This is a genomic window from Ruegeria halocynthiae (assembly GCF_000743705.1).
Lineage (GTDB): Bacteria > Pseudomonadota > Alphaproteobacteria > Rhodobacterales > Rhodobacteraceae > Ruegeria > Ruegeria halocynthiae_B.
Genome location: NZ_JQEZ01000003.1, coordinates 785,997 through 804,033, shown reverse-complemented (window position 1 = coordinate 804,033; position 18,037 = coordinate 785,997). Strand labels below are relative to the sequence as shown.

General features: G+C 61.1%; 15 protein-coding genes. 10 read left to right on the top strand and 5 right to left on the bottom strand.

Annotated features, from left to right (window positions below; genetic code table 11):
• Positions 1 to 91: 91 nt before the first annotated feature.
• Positions 92 to 382 (top strand): I78 family peptidase inhibitor, encoded by a 291-nt coding sequence (locus JT51_RS14560; RefSeq protein ID WP_037313863.1) that lies wholly within the window; start codon positions 92 to 94, stop codon positions 380 to 382.
• A 32-nt stretch (positions 383 to 414) separates the two neighbouring features.
• On the opposite strand, the gene JT51_RS14555 is transcribed toward JT51_RS14560, so the two are convergent.
• On the bottom strand, positions 415 to 1,407 hold the full coding sequence (locus tag JT51_RS14555) for an ABC transporter ATP-binding protein (protein ID WP_037314367.1): 993 nt from the start codon (positions 1,405 to 1,407) through the stop codon (positions 415 to 417).
• 87 nt (positions 1,408 to 1,494) lie between these two features.
• Here JT51_RS14555 and JT51_RS14550 point away from each other — a divergent pair, with 87 nt between their 5' ends.
• The 3 genes from JT51_RS14550 to polA all read left to right on the top strand — a co-directional run bounded on the left by JT51_RS14550 (position 1,495) and on the right by polA (position 5,311).
• On the top strand, positions 1,495 to 1,674 hold the full coding sequence (locus JT51_RS14550) for a zinc-finger domain-containing protein (protein WP_037314364.1): 180 nt from the start codon (positions 1,495 to 1,497) through the stop codon (positions 1,672 to 1,674).
• Between the two features lie 70 nt (positions 1,675 to 1,744).
• Entirely contained in the window at positions 1,745 to 2,407 is a 663-nt protein-coding gene (locus JT51_RS14545) for a YrbL family protein (RefSeq protein WP_037313861.1), read from the top strand.
• A gap of 111 nt (positions 2,408 to 2,518) precedes the next feature.
• On the top strand, positions 2,519 to 5,311 hold the full coding sequence (gene polA / locus JT51_RS14540; protein ID WP_037313859.1) for a DNA polymerase I: 2,793 nt from the start codon (positions 2,519 to 2,521) through the stop codon (positions 5,309 to 5,311).
• 45 nt (positions 5,312 to 5,356) lie between these two features.
• On the opposite strand, the gene JT51_RS14535 is transcribed toward polA, so the two are convergent.
• Together JT51_RS14535 and JT51_RS14530 are read right to left on the bottom strand one after the other, a co-directional pair.
• On the bottom strand, positions 5,357 to 5,587 hold the full coding sequence (locus JT51_RS14535; RefSeq protein WP_037314361.1) for a DUF2798 domain-containing protein: 231 nt from the start codon (positions 5,585 to 5,587) through the stop codon (positions 5,357 to 5,359).
• Between the two features lie 75 nt (positions 5,588 to 5,662).
• Positions 5,663 to 6,418: a hydroxypyruvate isomerase family protein gene (locus JT51_RS14530; RefSeq protein ID WP_037313857.1), complete on the bottom strand. Its 756-nt coding sequence runs from the start codon at positions 6,416 to 6,418 to the stop codon at positions 5,663 to 5,665.
• A 271-nt stretch (positions 6,419 to 6,689) separates the two neighbouring features.
• On the opposite strand from JT51_RS14530, the gene JT51_RS14525 reads away from it, so the two are divergent.
• On the top strand, positions 6,690 to 7,538 hold the full coding sequence (locus JT51_RS14525; RefSeq protein WP_037313855.1) for a DMT family transporter: 849 nt from the start codon (positions 6,690 to 6,692) through the stop codon (positions 7,536 to 7,538).
• Here the strand turns inward: JT51_RS14525 and JT51_RS14520 are convergent.
• Positions 7,535 to 8,113, bottom strand: coding sequence for a DUF1285 domain-containing protein (locus JT51_RS14520; protein ID WP_037313853.1), 579 nt, complete (start codon positions 8,111 to 8,113; stop codon positions 7,535 to 7,537). The two genes, JT51_RS14525 and JT51_RS14520, sit on opposite strands and share 4 nt — an antisense overlap.
• A gap of 64 nt (positions 8,114 to 8,177) precedes the next feature.
• Here JT51_RS14520 and JT51_RS14515 point away from each other — a divergent pair, with 64 nt between their 5' ends.
• Genes JT51_RS14515 through JT51_RS14500 form a run of 4 tightly spaced genes read left to right on the top strand, consistent with a single transcriptional unit; the run spans position 8,178 to position 14,855 of the window.
• Complete coding sequence (locus JT51_RS14515) at positions 8,178 to 9,185, top strand: AAA family ATPase (protein WP_037313851.1); 1,008 nt, start codon at positions 8,178 to 8,180, stop codon at positions 9,183 to 9,185.
• The gene (locus JT51_RS14510) at positions 9,182 to 10,057 is read left to right on the top strand and encodes a DUF58 domain-containing protein (RefSeq protein ID WP_037313849.1); all 876 of its coding nucleotides are present in this window, start codon (positions 9,182 to 9,184) and stop codon (positions 10,055 to 10,057) included. The genes JT51_RS14515 and JT51_RS14510 overlap by 4 nt, the downstream gene beginning before the upstream one ends.
• Positions 10,054 to 12,816, top strand: a complete 2,763-nt coding sequence (locus JT51_RS14505) for a DUF4159 domain-containing protein (RefSeq protein ID WP_037313848.1) — start codon at positions 10,054 to 10,056, stop codon at positions 12,814 to 12,816. The genes JT51_RS14510 and JT51_RS14505 overlap by 4 nt, the downstream gene beginning before the upstream one ends.
• Positions 12,813 to 14,855 (top strand): membrane protein, encoded by a 2,043-nt coding sequence (locus JT51_RS14500; RefSeq protein ID WP_037313847.1) that lies wholly within the window; start codon positions 12,813 to 12,815, stop codon positions 14,853 to 14,855. Before JT51_RS14505 ends, JT51_RS14500 begins: the two co-directional genes overlap by 4 nt.
• A 1-nt stretch (position 14,856) precedes the next feature.
• Here JT51_RS14500 and JT51_RS14495 read toward each other — a convergent pair whose 3' ends face one another.
• On the bottom strand, positions 14,857 to 15,708 hold the full coding sequence (locus JT51_RS14495; RefSeq protein ID WP_037313846.1) for a 2-keto-4-pentenoate hydratase: 852 nt from the start codon (positions 15,706 to 15,708) through the stop codon (positions 14,857 to 14,859).
• Positions 15,709 to 15,826: 118 nt separating this feature from the next.
• Here JT51_RS14495 and JT51_RS14490 point away from each other — a divergent pair, with 118 nt between their 5' ends.
• On the top strand, positions 15,827 to 18,034 hold the full coding sequence (locus tag JT51_RS14490) for a response regulator (RefSeq protein WP_037313845.1): 2,208 nt from the start codon (positions 15,827 to 15,829) through the stop codon (positions 18,032 to 18,034).
• The last annotated feature ends 3 nt before the right edge of the window (positions 18,035 to 18,037 follow it).

Sequence of the window (18,037 nt, the reverse complement as noted above, 5' to 3'; positions counted from 1 at the left end):
CAATTGCAGGGTGTTTTCAACTGCGCTTTGGTGACAGGTTGGCTAATTGTTTGATATTGCAGTAACGACATTGTCAGAAGGAGAAACGCCAATGCACCGATTTATCCCCGCGCTGGTCCTACTGGCAGCTTGCGCCGAAACAGCGCCCGCGCCCGAAGATGCCCCGATCCCGCCCGAGGCCACGCCGGTCGATCTGGCCTTTTGCCAGGGTGATGCCTTTGCGGATTCCATCGGCCAGCAGGTATCAACCATTCAGGCTGACCTGCCGGAACGGGCGCGGGTTCTGGGCCCCGATGGCATTGCAACACAGGATTACCGCATCGACCGGCTGAACGTGTTTGTGGATGGTTCGGGGGTCATTCAACGTCTGACCTGCGGATAGCATAGTGAAGCCCGGCTGTTTCAATCCCGGGGCTAAAGCTTGACCCGGTGAAGCCCCCGGCGCGGTTGATCGTGATCGTCGACCGGGGTGTCATCTGCGCGGGTTGAGGTCAGCGCAAGAAACACATCCTCAAGGTCCGCCTCTTCGGTGCGCACGTCGCGGATGCGGATGCCCGCGTGGCGGACCGATTCCAGAACCTGTTCGGCGTTGGTCTGATTGCTGCGATAGCTCAGAACCAGCGTGCCATCGTCGCGCAGCGCGGCCTCGACACCGTGGGCCGCGGGCAAATTCACTACCGGGCTGTCGGGGACAATCACCATGGTCCGGCTGTCCATACGGCCCAGCAGATTGGCAGTGCTGTCCTGCGCGATCTTTTCGCCGTGGTTGATGATCGCGATTTCGTCACACATTTCCTGCGCTTCTTCCAGGTAATGCGTGGTCAGGATGATGGTCATGCCCTGCTCGTTCAGTTTGCGCACATTGGTCCACAGCATCTGGCGCAGCTCGATATCGACACCTGCGGTGGGTTCGTCCAGCACCAAAATCTTGGGATGATGCACCAGCGCCTTGGCCAGCAGCAACCGCCGCCGCATTCCGCCAGACAGGGTGCGGGCATAGGCTTCGGCCTTGTCGCCGAGACCAACAAGATCAAGGATTTCATCACTGCGGCGCTGTGCTTTGGGTACGCCGTACAAACCGGCCTGCACTTCAAGCGCGCCGCGTGGGCTAAAAAACGGATCAAGGTTCAGCTCTTGCGGCATCACCCCGATGGCGGCCCGCGACTGACGCGGGTTCTGATCCTGATCAAATCCCCAGATCGACACATCGCCGGCAGATTTCACCACCAGCCCGGCCAGAATGTTGATCAACGTCGATTTGCCGGCGCCATTCGGCCCCAGCAACCCAAAGACCGACCCGCGCGGCACGGTCAGGTCAATGCCATTCAATGCGTGCTTTTCGGGTTGGCCCTTGCTGCCGCGATAGGTCTTGCGCAGCCCGTTGATTCTGATTGCCGCATCGGTCATGTGGCTCTTGCCCCCGGTTTGCTCATCGCTCATAAACGCACCTAATACATGCCCGCGAGGCCGACAACCATGGAAGGATCGCCAGCCGTGACTCTTGAAGCGCCAGAAACCAAGATCGTCGAGAATGCCCGTGTTGCCTGTGACGGTGGTGAAGGTGCGTTGGGCCATCCGCGTGTGTGGTTGCAGATATCCGAAGATACGGGCTGGGTCGAATGCCCTTATTGCGACTGCAAGTACGTGCTGTCAGGGCACGACGCGCAAAAATAACGAAACCGGGCCGGGTCTTGTGATGCAAGACCCGCCACAGCAGCGCCCGTGCAGGCAATTCGGAGGCCAGATGCTTTTTGCAGCGCAGCTTTTGCAGTTGTCGGGTCAGGACCCGGTTGCCAGTGGCGGACACCGGGATGTGTATGCCTGCCCGGGCCAGTCACACCTGCTGATCAAGGTCACACGCCCGCGCAAACGCCCCAATCGGTCCTATACCAAACGGCTGATCCGGCGGCTTCTGCCTGATTCCGTGTATCGAAACGCGATCAAGGAAATCGAGTGTGAGATGAAGGCCGCGTTGAAAAGCGGCACAGAAATCGCGCGGATGCCTTTGGCGCGGTGTTTTGGTATCGTCCAGACCGATATCGGCCCCGGTATCGTGGTGGAACGCATCGCGTCTGACGACGGGGGGTTGGCCGACCATCTGTCGACGCTGTGCAAGCAAGGCCCCCTCGGCGCGGACCTGCTGGCCGCTCTGAACAGTTTTGCCAAAAATCTGTTTCGTCTTCAGATTGTTGCCCGTGATATCCACGAAAGCAACATTGTCTACGGGCTGCGCAATCAGGCCCGGATGTTCATTCTGATCGACGGTTACGGAGAGCGTAACCTTGTGCCGCTGCGCACGTTGAGCCGCAGCCTGAATGACCGGTCGCTGAACAAGCAGATGGATGGTATTGCCGAACGCGTCGGGCTGATCTGGGACGCACAGAACCGGGAATTTCGGGCGGCGTGAACTTCCGGCCGCACCCTTTCCCAGGCCGTTTGCGCGGATAGGCCGCCTTCTTCACTGGTCACCCGCGCGGCCCTGTGGCAGAACCGTTTCCAACCAGAACGGAGAGGGCGCATGAGCGAGTTCGGAAAAGGGTGTCACCTGCATCTGATCGATGGATCGGCCTTTATTTTTCGGGCCTATCACGCCCTGCCGCCGCTGACGCGGAAATCGGACGGCTTGCCGATCGGGGCGGTTTCCGGGTTTTGCAACATGCTGCAGAAATATGTCGAGGACAGCGCCGGATCGGATGCGCCGACCCATGTGGCGGTGATTTTCGACAAGGGGTCGCACACGTTCCGCAATGATATGTACGACCTCTACAAGGCCAACCGCGAGGCGATGCCCGAGGATCTGCGCCCGCAGATGCCCCTGACCCGTGAGGCGACCAAAGCCTTCAACATCGCCTGCAAAGAGCTTGAGGGCTATGAGGCCGACGACATCATCGCCACGCTGGCCGTTCAGGCGCGCGCGGCGGGCGGGCGCGTGACCATCGTCAGTTCCGACAAGGACCTGATGCAGTTGGTCGGCGACGGTGTGGAAATGCTGGATGCGATGAAGAACAAACGCATCGACCGCGATGGCGTGATTGAGAAATTCGGCGTCGGGCCGGAACGGGTGGTCGATGTGCAGGCGCTGGCCGGGGATAGCGTCGACAATGTGCCGGGCGCGCCGGGCATCGGGATCAAAACCGCCGCCTTGCTGATCAACGAATATGGTGATCTGGAATCCCTGCTGGACCGCGCCGAAGAGATCAAGCAACCCAAGCGCCGCCAGACTCTGATTGAAAAACGCGACCAGATCGAGCTGTCGAAAAAGCTGGTGCAACTGGACGAGCAGACGCCGCTGGATTTCACTCTCGACGATCTTGAGGTGAAAGACCCCGATCCCGAAGCTCTGCTGGGCTTTCTGGCCGAGATGGAGTTCCGCACGCTGACCAAGCGGATCGCCGACAAGCTGGGGGCCGAGGCTCCGGTCGTTGCGGATGCGCCCGCGGTGGTGGAGGCGGAAGCCGAGGCCATTCCCTTTGACGCATCCAAATACGAGTGCGTGCGGGATGCGGGGGCTTTGCAGAAATGGATCGATCAGGCCTATGAACGCGGCTGGGTGGCGGTTGATACCGAAACCACCGGGTTGAACGAGATGATTGCCGATCTGGTCGGGATTTCACTGTGCATTGAGCCGGGCGAGGCTTGTTACATCCCGCTGATCCACCGCGAAAGCGCCACAGATGACCTGTTCGGCTCAGACGCGCTGGCCGAGGGGCAAATGCCGCTGGATCAGGCGCTGACCCTGCTAAAGCACATGTTCGAGGACCCGTCGATCCTGAAGATCGGGCAGAACATGAAATACGACGCCAAGATATTTGCCCGTTACGGCGTGGATGTTGCGCCAATCGACGACACGATGCTGATGTCCTATGCAATGCATGGGGGTGAGCATGGGCATGGCATGGACACGCTGTCCGAGCGCTACCTGAGCCACACGCCGATCCCGATCAAACCGCTGTTGGGTTCGGGCAAATCGGCGATCACCTTCGACAAGGTGCCAATTGATGAAGCCACAGCCTATGCCGCCGAAGATGCAGATATCACCCTGCGTCTGTGGAAGCTGTTCAAACCGCAGCTGCATCAGGTGCAGGTGACGACGGTGTACGAGACTTTGGAACGTCCGCTGGTGCCGGTTCTGGCCGAGATGGAGATGCACGGCATCAAGGTCGACCGCGATGTGCTGTCGCGCATGTCCAACGCCTTTGCCCAAAAAATGGCCGGGTTAGAGGCTGATATTCACGAGCTGGCGGGTGAGAGTTTCAACGTCGGGTCCCCCGCGCAACTGGGTGAGATCCTGTTCGACAAGATGGGTCTGGAAGGCGGCAAGAAGGGCAAGACCGGCAAGTATTCGACCGGGGCCGATATTCTGGAAGACCTTGCCACCGAACACGAGCTTCCGCGCCGGGTGCTGGACTGGCGGCAGCTGTCGAAACTGAAATCCACCTATACCGATGCGTTGCAGACCCATATCAACCCTGACACGGGGCGGGTGCATACGTCGTATTCGATCACTGGTGCCAATACTGGCCGTCTGGCCTCGACCGATCCGAACCTGCAAAACATCCCCGTGCGCACCGAAGAAGGCCGCCGCATTCGCGAGGCGTTTATTGCCGAGCCGGGGAATGTGCTGGTCAGCCTCGACTATAGCCAAATCGAGCTGCGCATTCTGGCGCATATTGCCGATATTTCGACCCTGAAACAGGCGTTTTCCGATGGGTTGGACATTCACGCGATGACCGCGTCCGAGATGTTTGACGTGCCGCTGGACGAGATGACGCCAGATGTTCGCCGTCAGGCCAAGGCGATCAACTTTGGTGTGATCTATGGCATTTCCGGTTTTGGTCTGGCGCGCAACCTGCGCATTCCCCGCTCCGAGGCGCAGGGGTTCATCGACCGCTATTTCGAACGGTTCCCCGGCATTCGCCGCTATATGGACGACACCGTCGCTTTTGCCAAAGAAAATGGCTATGTGCAGACGCTGTTTGGCCGCAAAATCCACACGCCCGAGATCAACGCCAAGGGGCCGCATGCCGGCTTTTCGCGCCGCGCGGCGATCAACGCGCCGATTCAGGGAACAGCGGCGGATGTGATCCGGCGCGCGATGGTGCGGATGCCGGATGCGATCAACGGTCTGCCTGCGAAGATGCTGTTGCAGGTGCACGACGAACTGCTGTTCGAAGTGGCCGAGGATGCGGTGGATCAGGTGATCGACGTGGCGCGCGACGTGATGGAAGGGGCATCAGACCCTGCCGTGAAGCTGGACGTGAAGCTGAGCGTGGATGCCGGGCAGGGCGCCAACTGGGCCGAGGCGCACTAAGGGCCGCGCTGCTCATCAGGCCCGGCGGGCCCTCTTTGCAGCGGGTCAGCCCTGCGGCCTGACCAGGCGTTCGACCAACCGTTTCACTGCAGGTCCAAGGACTAGGATCACGGTAAACGCGATGGGCCAGCAAAACAGCCAGGACGCCATCCAGTCGGTGAATGTGTTGGGACCAAATCCCACGGCCTTGGCCGTGGCAATGCCCGTAACGATGCAGGACATCAGGCCGGACATGATCAGACCAAACAGGGCATGGGCAAAGCGGGCAGAGATCATCCCGGGCATCCTTTGGGGTCGCAATGCCCAGCATGTGCAGTATTTTCAGCGCAAATGCCAGAGCGGATCTGCATGCTAATGCGTGAACCAGCCCAGCGAATCCGTCGTGCGTGGTGTTGACGGGGTGTATTCGGCGCTGACCCAGCCGGAATAGCCGCTGGCGTCCATGGCTGCGAACAGATCGGGGAAATCTGTCGGGCCGTACCCCGGCTCGGACCGGTTGGGGGCGGCCCCGATCTGGGCATGTGTGACCCGATGTTGAACGCGATCCCAGACCGCGCGCGCGTCGCCGTGGATCATATGCGCGTGAAAGCTGTCGTATTGCAGGCCAAGATTGGCGCAGCCCACGCGATCCAGAACCTCGACCGCCAGATCGTAGTCATTCAGGAAATACCCGGGCAGTGACACGGGGTTAAGCGGTTCGATGGTAAACTTCTGCTGCGGGGCAAGTTCGGCGGCCCATTGCAAGTTGCGCACAAAACACTCGAGCGCGTCCGGCCCCGAGGAATAACCCGACATGATATGTATCAGCCCCGGCTTCAGAACCTCGGCATAGCGCAGGACGCGGCGGATGTCGGACTGAAACCGCGCCGCGCTGCCTGGAACGGCGGCATATCCTGGCTCGCCGCCCGTGTAATTGGGCGGTGGCGCGTTGATCAACACCAGCTCCAACCCGTTTGCCAACAACGCGCGGCGGGTTTCCTTGGCGGCCAGATCATAGGGGAACAGGATTTCCACGGCCTGGAACCCAGCCTCGGCTGCGGCCTGGAACCGATCAAGGTAAGGCAGCTCGGTAAAGAGCAGGGAAATATTCGCGGCAAATTTGGGCATGACCGGCCTCGGATAACAGGTGGGCGGATGTTAGCTGCCGGTTGTTTCCAGTGAAAGGGACTGAAAACGACAGTTTGTCGAAAATCGGCCAGATCACGCCCTGTGAATCAGAGACGGTCAGGACAATGCGGCGAATCATTACAGGATCGCCGTACCAACAGAAGGTCTGAACACAATGGCGATGAGCCCTGACCCCGTGCGCGGGAACACCCTTTCTTTGTCTTCTGGGCGGAATTCTACCTTTTCTGGCAATGGTTTGGCAGTCGCGTCCATGTTGACCTGGGCGGCGGGATTCCCGGCGGCAGAGGTTCTGTTGCAAAGCTGGCCGCCGATTGCCCTGTTTGCGGCCAGAATGGGCTTGGCGGTGGTGTTTCTGGTGCCGATCTGGGTGCTGATCGACGGGCCGGGGCGCGTGATGCGCGCCCGTTGGGGACATGCGATGCGGGTCGGGGGATTGGGGCTGGGAACGGGGATGTTCCTGATCATTCTGGCGCAAAAGCTGACCGACCCGGTGACCGTGGCAATCATCGCGTCCTGCGCGCCGTTGTTTGCGACGTTGCTGGAACTGGCCGCAGGAACCCGGCGATTGAAATGGAACTTTGCCTTTGGCTTGGCGATCTCGGTTGTTGGCGGCCTGATCGCGACCAGCGCGGTTGCGCCAGCCCAACTGGGGCTGGGGGCGGCTTGTGCCATCGTGTCCACCGGATTGTTCTGCTGGGCCAGCATGGCCACCGCGCGGGATTTCCCCGAACTCAGCCAGGTCGGGCGCAGCACGATTACGCTGGTTGGGGGTGTCGTCATGGCAGCGGTTTTGATCTTTGCGGCGGCGCAGATCGGGATGGACGTGATGCCGCAAACCTCAATTGACGGGCAACAGATCGGGATGCTGGCGATCTATGCGCTGATCTCTTTGGGGATGAGTCAGGTGTTTTTTATCGCTTCGGTTGGAAAACTGGGTGTGGCGCTGGCGTCGTTCCACATCAATATCGCGCCCTTCTACGTCATGCTGATCATGTTGATTCTGGGCGAGGAATGGAACTGGACCCGCGCGCTGGGCGCGGGGATTGTCGCATTGGCCGTTGTTTTGGCGCAGGATCGCAGGGTGGCGCGACCAGCTTAACCCGGCAAATCCTTTGAACGGATCAGCGGAAAGAACTGGCGCCCGGACCAGACGCCGAACCAATCGTCATGATGCGTACCGATATCCACGAGGCGATAGAAGCTCTTGCGGTCTATGCGCGCCTCAAGGTTTGCGCGAACCAATAAATAGGGCGACGGCTCATCTGTTTCGGGGTCGATGACAATCCGGATCGGGTGATCCGGTCCGGCGATGGCCGTGTCGCCAACATGGGTCGTGAAAGTCAGGGTTTGGGCGTCGCCTTCGCCCTGGATATCGAAGTCGACGGCGACAAACGGCGCGTCCTCGACAGTGATTCCCACCTTTTCGACCGGGGTCACCAGAAAAAATTTTCCCTCTTCTTTCTTAAGAATTGAGGAAAAAAGCTTCACAAGCTCGAACCTGTTGATGGGCGAGCCTAAATAACTCCAGGTGCCATCTTTTGCGATCTTGATGTTCAGATCGCCGCAAAACGGAGGATTCCACAGGTGTACAGGGGGTAAACCCTTGGTTTTGGCCGCTTTGACCGAGGTCGCCAGACCGTCAGGCGAAGGGGTCACAGGTTTTTGTCCGCTCATTGCTTTTGCCATTTCCTCTCAGCGCGATACACTTCAATCATAACAGTCCACGGAAGGGAAAGTCATGACCGAACCTGCCGACCTCGTGTCCGAGATCGAAGCGCTGGAAACCAAACTGCAAGAGGCCAAGGCCTCGATCACCCGCCGCTTTATCGGACAGGATAGGGTCGTGGACCTGACCCTGGCCGCGCTGCTGTGCGGTGGTCATGCCCTGCTGATCGGCTTGCCGGGGCTGGGCAAGACACGGCTGGTCGAGACGCTGTCGACCGTGATGGGCCTGCATGGCAACCGCATTCAGTTCACGCCTGACCTGATGCCCGCTGATATTCTGGGCTCCGAAGTGTTGGATACTGCGGATGACGGCAGCCGCCACTTCCGGTTCATCCCTGGCCCGATTTTCTGCGAGTTGCTGATGGCGGATGAGATCAACCGCGCCAGCCCGCGAACCCAATCGGCACTGTTGCAGGCGATGCAGGAACGCACCGTGACCGTGGCGGGCGAAGATCGCTCGTTGGGTGTGCCATTCCATGTGCTGGCCACGCAGAACCCGATTGAGCAAGAGGGCACCTATCCCCTGCCCGAGGCGCAGCTGGACCGTTTCCTGGTACAGATCGACGTGGAGTACCCTGACAGGCAGACCGAACGGGACATTCTGCTGGCGACCACGGGTGTTGAAGAAGATGAGGCGCACCAGATTTTCAGCAAAGAGGAATTGCTGGCTGCACAGGTTCTGCTGCGGCGGATGCCGGTGGGCGAGTCGGTTGTCGAGTTGATCCTTGATCTTGTCCGCGCCTTCCGCCCAGACGAGGCGGGCGTTTCCGAACGTGTGGCTGAAACCGTGGCCTGGGGCCCTGGTCCCCGTGCGGCGCAGGCATTGATGATGACGGTGCGCGCGCGGGCGATGTTGCAAGGGCGGCTGGCCCCCAATGCCGAGGATGTGCTGGACATGGCCCGCCCGGTGCTTAGCCACCGGATGGCGCTGAACTTTGCGGCGCGCGCGCGCGGTGACAATCTGGCTGATCTGATTGAATCGACGGCCGCCGGGTTGATCCGGACCGAGGCTGCGGCGTGAATGCCGCGCTGACCCTTCGCGAAAGGTCCGAGGCCGAGGCATCCCGGCTGCCGCCGCTTTTGGCGCGGGCCGAACATCTGGCCGGAACCGTTCTGCTGGGCGATCACGGGCGGCGACGCTCGGGTCTTGGCGATGATTTCTGGCAATACCGCCCGGCGCAGATCGGTGACAGCCGTCGGATGATCGACCACCGACGCTCGGCCCGGGGGGATCAGCAATTCGTGCGCGAACGCGAATGGCAGATTGCACAGTCGGTGATGCTGTGGGTCGATCAGGGTGCGTCGATGCGCTTTGCATCTGACAAAAACCTGCCGTCCAAGGCTGATCACGCGCGCCTGTTGGGGCTGGCGACGGCCATCCTGCTGGTGCGCGGCGGCGAGCGTGTTGGCCTGACCGGCACCACCCTGCCGCCCCGGCGCGGCAATGCACAGATCATCCGGCTGGCGCAGGCGTGGTCCGAGGACGCCGAACCCGATTATGCCCCGCCCGAACACCGGGCGATGATACCCCACGCCCGCGCCGTGTTCATTTCCGATTTCCTCGGCCCGCTGGACGAGGTTGAACTGGCCCTGACCAAAGCCGCAGATCGTGGCGTGCGGGGTGTGTTGTTGCAGGTTCTCGATCCGGGGGAGGAGAGTTTCCCCTACCGGGGGCGCACCATCTTTGAAAGTGTCGGCGGCTCGGTCCGGCATGAAACCCTCAAGGCCGGAGATCTGCGCGAGCGCTATCTGGACCGCCTTGCCAAACGCAAGGATGCGTTGACACAGCTGTGCCGCGCGACGGGCTGGCAATTGGGTTTGCACCATACCGGCGACAGCGCGCAGGCCGCTTTGCTGTGGCTTTATCGGGCGCTGGACGGGGGGACGGCATGACGGTTCTGGCGGGCATCGGCTTTACCGCGCCCTGGGTGTTGTTGGGTCTGCTGACCCTGCCAATCCTCTGGCTGATCCTGCGCGCAGTGCCGCCTGCGCCAATCCGGCGGTTGTTCCCGGCGGTAACGCTGCTGCTGGGTCTCAGGGATGACGAAAGTGTCTCGGATCGCACCCCGTGGTGGCTGTTACTGCTGCGGATGCTGGCAGCGGCGGCGATCATCATCGGATTGGCCGGACCGGTTCTGAACCCTTCGCGCGATCAGGCGGGGTCGGGGCCTTTGTTGCTGGTGCTGGATGCCAGCTGGGCGGGGGCGACCCGGTGGTCATCAACGCTGGAACAGGTCGACGCGCAATTGGCCGAGGCTGGGCGCGCCGGTCGCACCGTGGCAATCCTGCGCCTGACCGAACCCGAGGCCCCCGTTTTTCAGGCTGCCGAAGCCTGGCGTGGGCGTCTTCCGGGGTTGATGCCAGCCCCGTGGCAGCCCACCGAAACGCAGGTTGATCAGGCGCTGGCCGCATTGGATCAGCTTGCAGGTGGTTTTGACACACATTGGTTCAGCGACAAGCTCAGCTATGCCGGACACGACCGGGTATTGGGGGCGTTGCAATCGCGTGGTGACGTGACCGTATATCGGTCACAGGCACCGGTTTTGGCCATGCAGCCTGCCACCTATCAGGATGGAATCGTGCAGCTGACTGCGATGCGGTCTGAACCCGGCCCGGCAAACACCGTGACATTGTTGGCGCAGGGCCGCGATCCGGCGGGTGTCATGCGGGTTCTGCAGTCTTCAAACGTGACCTTCAACAGTGACGAGACGCTGGCGCAGGTGGAATTGGCCCTGCCGTCCGAACTGCGGGGTCGGATTACCCGGTTCGAGATTCAGGGGCAACGATCCGCAGGCACGGTCACCCTGACAGATGACAGTCTGCGGCGGCGTGAGATTGCGCTGATTGCGGGCATCCGGAACCGCGAGGGGTTAGAGCTGCTCTCGCCGCTGCATTATCTGACACAGGTTTTGATCCCCACGGCTGATTTCGTTGATGGCGGGCTGCTCGAGGTGCTGCCCGCAAACCCGGATGCGATCGTTCTGGCGGATGTGGCGAAACTGTCTGATACGGAACAGGCCGCATTGGCCGAATGGGTGGAACAGGGCGGGTTGCTGCTGCGGTTCGCTGGTCCGCGCATGGCTGCCAGCGATCTGGGTCGCGATGCCGAAGATATCCTGCTGCCCGTCCGCCTGCGCAGCGGCGGCCGTTCGGTCGGCGGCGCGATGAGCTGGGGCGAGGCCAAGGGTCTTGCGCCTTTCCCCGAGAACTCTCCCTTCTACGGGTTGCAGGTGCCCAGCGACGTATCCGTCACCACGCAGGTCATGGCACAACCAGACCCTAATCTGGCGGATCGGGTGATTGCATCATTGTCGGATGGCACGCCCTTGGTGACACGCAAGGCGCTGGGATTGGGGCAGGTGGTGCTGTTCCATGTCACGGCGGATGCCGAATGGTCCAGCCTGCCGCTGTCGGGCCTGTTTGTCGAAATGCTGGATCGGCTGGCTGTGGCCTCGGCTGCGAAATCACGTCAGGAATCCCAGTTGCAAGGCACCATTTGGGAGCCGATCCAGGTCATGGATGGTTTCGGCACCTTGTCCGATGCGGGAAATCTGGGTGGTGTCGACGGCGTCGACCTGATCTCTGGTGAAATCGGGCCGGACCTGCAACCGGGGCTGTACGAAAGCGGCAAGCAAAAGCTGGCGCTGAATGTTCTGTCTGAAGATACGGTAATTGCCCCTGTGGTTTGGCCATCGGATGTTCCGATCAAGGGGCAAGAGGTGAATAGCGAAACCCCCATAGGGGGGATTTTGCTCAGCCTTGCGTTGGTGTTGCTGACAGTTGACGTGATCGCTTCGCTGGCTTTGTCCGGGCGGCTTGGTCTGGCCAAGGTGGCGGCGGTTGCGCTGGGCGCGATGCTGCTGGTGCCCGAGGCACAGGCCCAGACCCCTGAGGATACGGCATTTGCGCTGAACGCCACAAATGAGCTGGTGCTGGCCCATGTGTTGACCGGCGATGCGCAGGTCGATGATGTGGCGGGCGCGGGGATGCGTGGGCTGGCGCAGACGCTGTTCTTTCGCACATCGGTTGAACCGTCCGACCCCATCGGTGTGGATCTGGAACGTGATGAGCTGGCGTTTTTCCCGCTGCTCTACTGGCCGATCACGCCGGATCAGCCGCAACCTTCGGCTGAGGCATACGCAAAGCTCAACGCGTATCTGCGGTCGGGCGGGATGATCCTGTTCGATACACGCGATGCGGATGTGGCGCGGTTCGGGGCCGCAAGCCCCAATGGGCGCAAGCTGCAACAGCTGGCCGCCCCCTTGAATATCCCCTCGTTAGAGCCTGTTCCACGTGACCACGTGCTGACCCGTGCCTTTTACCTGTTGCAGGATTTCCCAGGCCGGTATGCCGGAACCGAGGTCTGGGTCGAGGCCGCGCCGCCCGATGCCGAACAGATCGAGGGCATGCCCTTTCGCAATCTCAACGACAACGTGACGCCAGTGGTGATTGGCGGCAACGACTGGGCCGGGGCCTGGGCCGTGGATCGCAATGGTCAGGCGCTGTTGCCGGTCGGGCGCGGCTATGCCGGGGAACGTCAGCGCGAGTTGGCCAATCGCTTTGGCGTCAATCTGGTGATGCATGTGCTGACCGGAAACTATAAATCCGATCAGGTCCATGTGCCTGCTCTGCTGGACAGGTTGGGACAATGACAGGAACCGTAATCTTTGATCCACTGATCCCGTGGCCCGTGCTGGTCTTTGTGGCCACGATTGCAGTTGCCGGTGTCGTTCTGGCGCTGTGGCGCGGCTTGTCGGGCTGGGCCTTGCGCGGGTTGGCGGCTTTGGTTGTGATCGCGGCACTGGCGGGGCCAGTCTATCAGGCCGAAGACCGCGCGCCGCTGACCGATATCGTCCTGATGATCGAGGATGAAAGCGCCAGTCAAACCCTCTCGGACCGGGCCGATCAGACGGCGCAGGCAGCAGAAAGCCTGGCGGTCGAGATCGAGTCCCGCGACAATACAGAACTGCGCCGTGTCCGCGTAGGTGACGGTGACGGGGATGAAGGCACACGGGTGATGGCCGCCCTGACCGACGCCCTGGCCGAAGAGCCGCGCGCGCGTGTGGCCGGTATTCTGGTGATCTCGGACGGTATCGTGCATGACGTCGATCAGGCCCCAGACCTGCCCGCGCCGATGCATCTGCTGCAAACCGGGCGTGCGCCCGACTGGGATCGCCGCCTGATCGTCCGCAATGCCCCGGCCTTTGCGATCATCGGCGAGCCGGTCACCCTGACGTTGCGCGTCGAAGACAGCGGGGCCGCGCCCGCCGGGGCACCCACCGCACCAATTGATATTTCGGTGGATGGTCAGGAGGCGCAGCATTTCACCATTCCCATCGGCGTCGATGTGGAACTGCCGATCACATTGCCCCACGGTGGCCGCAACGTGATCCAGTTTACCGTCCCTCAGGCCGAGGGCGAGCTGACCGATCGCAACAACACCGCCCTGATTCAGATGAACGGCGTGCGCGACCGTCTGCGCGTGCTGCTGGTCTCGGGCGAGCCGCACCCGGGCGGGCGGACATGGCGCAATCTGCTGAAATCCGACAGTTCTGTTGATCTGGTGCATTTCACCATTCTGCGCCCGCCGGAAAAGCAGGATGGCGTGCCCGTGGATGAACTGTCGCTGATCGCCTTCCCCACGCGTGAGCTGTTTTTGGAAAAGATCAACGATTTCGATCTGATCATCTTTGACCGCTACAAACGGCGCGGCATCCTGCCTGCGATTTATCTGGACAATGTCACCAACTATATCAACGACGGCGGCGCGGTTCTGATCGCCGCTGGGCCGGATTTCGCCAGCGCCGACAGCATCTTCCGATCGCCTCTGGCGACGATCCTTCCGGCGCAACCCACCGCGCGGGTGATTGAGGACCGTTTTGTCCCCATGGTCACCGATCTTGGCCATCGCCATCCCGTGACCACGGATCTGGGTGATTCCGAGGATTGGGGCGCATGGCTGCGCCAGATCGACGTCAAACATCGCACCGGCGAGGTGCTGATGACCGGCATGGATGACCGGCCCTTGCTGGTGCTTGACCGTGTGGGCGAAGGGCGCGTGGCGCTGCTGGCATCGGATCACGCCTGGCTATGGAGCCGCGGTTTTGAAGGCGGCGGCCCGCAGTTGGAGCTGTTGCGCCGGTTGGCGCATTGGATGATGAAAGAGCCCGAGCTTGAGGAAGAGGCCCTGTGGGCCGAGGCCAACGGTCAGGTGATGCGCATCATTCGCCAAACGCTCGAGGATGAGGTTGGTCCTGTGACCATCACCCGCCCGAACGGCGAAACGCTTGAGATTACGTTGACCGAGGTCAGCCCCGGCCGGTTTGAGGCGCAGTATTTCGGGCCAGAGATTGGTCTGTACCGCTTGCAGGAAGGGGAGCAATCGGCGGTGATCGGGTTGGGCCCGGCGGCCCCCAAGGAATTCGAACGGACGATCGCAACTGGCGACGTGCTGCGCCCCGTTCTGGCTGCGCAACGTGGCGGGATACTTCGGGTCGAAGATGGGTTGCCCTCAATCCGCAATGTGCGCCCCGGTCGCCCGGCGTCTGGGCGCGGCTGGATTGGCCTGACCCCGCGCAATGCCTATGAGACGCGCGATGTAACGCAGGCGGGCTTGCTGCCGCCGTGGCTGGTGTTGCTGCTGGCCGGTGGCTTTCTGCTGGGCGGTTGGCTGCGTGAGGGGCGGCGCTAGGTCAATCGAAAACCACGCTGACGGTTGGATCGCTGGGCAACCCCTCATAGGTGACCGAGGCCCCGCCTTTGCCTTTCGCGGGCGGCACCAGCGGTCCGAAAGACCCGACCGAAATCAGGTCTCCGGGCTGGAATTCGATCCCTTTGGAGATCAGCCAAAGCGCCGCGTTGGCCGGATGGTCCAGAACTGCTGTACCCGGAGCGCGCGCAAGCACTTCGCCATCCCCGGCGCTGAGGGTTACGGTCATCTCTGCCAGCGCCTGTGTCATCTCAGTCGAATCCACAACCGGAATTTCAGAGCCTAATACACCAAGTTTCGGCGCAACCCCGATGGCGGTCAGGGTGACGGGCGTGATCGGTTCGCCCTTGGCATAGGTCAGGTCGGGCAATTCGATAAAGGGGCGAATGGCGGTGATGTTCTCTAACACCTCAGCGGGTGTTGCGGCCTGATTGATCGCCGCGTCGCCGACCACCAAGATCAAATCCGCCTCAAACACTGGGCGCGCGCCCCAGTTTGAGGGGACCGTGGCCCCGTCCGGCAGCATCAGGTCGCGATACAGAACGCCCTGAACCGGTTCCGATGCGCTGAACCGTTCTTGCGCCGCCGTGCTGGTCAGACCGGCCTTATAGCCGACCACGGGACCCAGATGCGGCTCTAACGCGGACACAATCTTGGCCTGCGTGCACAACGCGTCTTCGATCGTTCCACCTGCCGACAGGGCTGGGGTTGGGGTGTTTTGCAGATAATCCTGCACAAACCGCGCAACCTGAGCGTCAGAGGCGCAATCCGCCACGGCGCAGTGGCTCCATAGTGCCACGGCAAGAGCTGCTGGATAACATAGGGTTTTTGGCATGGCTGACCTCGGGCTTGCGCAAAAGTCTGACACGGGTGCCAGCGTGCAGGCAACGGATTAAACACTTTTTCACGCTCTGCCCGGATGCTGGTCGCCGATTACTTCAGGGTCACCAAAGATGAGTCTTGCAGGAAAACTGGCACAGGAACGGCGTGCGCGGCTGGCGGCCGAGCGGCTTTTGGACATGAAACAGGCCGAGTTGTCGGCGGCCAACCGCAAGCTGGGCCTGCACGCCATGGCGCTGACCAGACGCATTGGCGAAACGCAGGCCGAGGTGGAAACCGTGCGCGGCGAAAACGAAAAGGTCAAATCCGACCTGACGCTGGCCAATGCCAAGATCGAAGTAGCCGAGCGCCGTTTGTGGCATTCGATTCAGACCATTCAGGACGGGTTTGCGTTTTTCGACGACCAAAGCAGGCTGATCGGTGCGAATGCGTCTTATCTGAGTGTATTTGACGGGCTGGGTGAAGTTGCGCCGGGCATTGCCTATTCGCGTATTTTGGACATTCTGATGTCCGAGGGCCTGATTGATATCGGTACAGAATCTACCGCTGACTGGACGGCCAGGATGCTGGCGCGCTGGGCGCAACCGCACCCGGAATCGGTGGTGATCAAGCTGTGGAACGGTCAGTATTTCAAACTGATCGACCAGCGCGGCAGTGGCGGGGATGTGGTCAGCCTGGGATTGAACATTACCTCATCGGTGCGGCATGAGGTCGAACTGAAAGCCGCCCGCGAACGGGCCGAAGCGGCAAACCGGGCAAAATCAGCCTTCCTGGCCAATATGAGCCATGAGATCAGAACCCCGATGAATGGTATCGTCGGGATGACGGAATTGCTGTCGGAAACGCCTTTGGGCGACGAACAAAGGCTCTATCTCAATACCATCCGCAATTCCGGCGAAGCGTTGCTGGTGATTATCAACGACGTGTTGGATTACTCCAAGATCGAGGCAGACAAGCTGATCCTGCACCCCGAACAATTCGATTTCGAACGCTGCATTCTTGAGGTGGCGATGCTGCTGCAACCCAGCGTCCGGGACAAGGGGCTGTCGCTGCTGGTGGATTACGATCTGTTCCTGCCGACGCTGTTTGTGGGGGATCCCGGCCGCGTTCGGCAGGTCTTGACCAATCTGGTGGGCAACGCGGTCAAATTCACCATCGAGGGGCACGTGCTGATCCGTGTTACCGGGGTGCCCAACGCCGACACCAATACCTGTGACATTCACGTTGCAATTGAAGATACCGGTATCGGCATCGATGCCGACAAGGTCGGGCACATCTTTGGCGAGTTCAATCAGATCGAGGATGAGAAAAACCGCGAATTCGAAGGCACAGGGCTGGGGCTGGCCATTACCAAACGGCTGATCACGCTGATGGGCGGGTCGGTCTGGGTCGAAAGCGATCCGGGGCAGGGGTCTTGTTTCGGATTCCGGATATCTCTGCCCACTGCAGAAGGCCCGCAACCCACGCCGCCCGATCTGGCGGATCGCCTGCGCCATGTAATCGTGGTCGAGGATTTGGCCGTCAACCGTGCCATTTTGTCGAAACAGCTGGGACGGCTGGGGTCCCGGGTCACCGTCTGCGCCTCGGGGCGGGAAGCGCTGGCCGCTGTCGACGCCAGTGTGGATTTGCTGCTGTGCGACCATGATTTGCCGGACATGGATGGGCTGGAACTGGCGACCACGCTGAAGGACCGGGGCTGGGGTGATCTGCCCGTGGTGGTGATGTCCGCAAATCCCGGTGTCATTCACGCCAACCCGGCCCGCCACCTGATCGACGGCGTGTTGCAAAAACCGATCCCCCGGGCTGAGCTGTATTCGCGCCTGACCACCCTTGGGTGCCCGCCCGCCACACCGCAGATCACGCCACACGCGCCGTGCCCCTTGCCCGCGCAGTCTGGCGAAAACAAACGGCAGATGCGCGTGCTTGCGGCCGAGGACAACCGCACCAATCAGCTGATCTTGCAAAAGATGGTCAAGGATCTGAACATTGACCTACAGTTTGCGGGCAATGGGCTTGAGGCAGTGGACAGGCACCAAAGCTTTGACCCAGACCTGATTTTCATGGATATTTCGATGCCCAAGATGGATGGCAAGCAAGCAACGGCGGAAATCCGGCGGCGCGAGATTGAAACAAATGGGCACGTGCCGATCATTGCGCTGACCGCACATGCCATGGCCGGTGATGATCAGGGCATCCTGTCGGCCGGGCTGGATCACTATCTGACCAAGCCGCTGCAAAAACGGAAAATCCTCCAGATGATTCTGGATCATCAGCCTGATGAGGTCCTGCCCGTCATTGCCGAAAAAGCAGAGGTCGAATAGGTT